Origin of the sequence: Citrobacter sp. wls714 (genome assembly GCF_005281025.1) — a bacterium.
Classification (GTDB): domain Bacteria; phylum Pseudomonadota; class Gammaproteobacteria; order Enterobacterales; family Enterobacteriaceae; genus Citrobacter; species Citrobacter werkmanii.
Genome location: NZ_SZWZ01000022.1, coordinates 1 through 643, shown reverse-complemented (window position 1 = coordinate 643; position 643 = coordinate 1). Strand labels below are relative to the sequence as shown.

The following is a 643-nucleotide window of genomic DNA, read 5'->3' as shown; positions in this document are numbered from 1 at the left end:
CGTATCCAGCAGGAGCTGTCTTCGTTTCCCGGGCAGTAACGGTCCCAGTGAAAACGTACCCGGACACGACCATGCTCATCGCAGAAGATTTCCTCACCCGCCGGACCGGTGACAATGGCGCTCTGTGGACCGTCAACGGAAGGTTTTGGCAGGGGGGAGGAGCGCCACGTCCGGTCAGCCGGGATACCTGTGGCTGCTTTCCTTTCAGCACACTGCCTGTCCCCTGCCACTCCCGGTTCAGCGTGCGTGATGGATGACCGGTGAGGGTGAACCGTTTTCCGGGCCACAGTTTCGGGGAGTTACTCTCGCAGGCAGCGGTTTCAGCATCCTGCCGGTGGCCTTCAGCCTGGTAGCGGGCAAAGTCCTGACCGTGCTGTACGTCCTTGAAGCGTCCCGGATAATCAAAGATTTCATACTGGGTGCGCTGACCGTTCAGGTTTGTGGCATGGTGGCTGAAGTAACCGGGCCATCCTGGTGTTTTGAAGGTGTAATCCTGGTTTTCCACTGATGAAGGGCGTACCTGCGCCCGGTAATGGAACTCACTGATGCATTCCGTGGCGACTTCGCGGGTATTCGGGTTAAAGGGCATCTCACCCAGCGTGGAAATCCCGGCCACGTCATCACAGAGCACCAGTTTCTGGTC

Annotated in this window: 1 pseudogene; it reads right to left on the bottom strand. The window is 58.5% G+C overall.

Annotation, left to right across the window (positions count from 1 at the left end):
* A pseudogene (tssI, locus tag FDX11_RS01655) lies at nt 1-643 on the bottom strand (type VI secretion system tip protein TssI/VgrG); the annotation flags it as partial.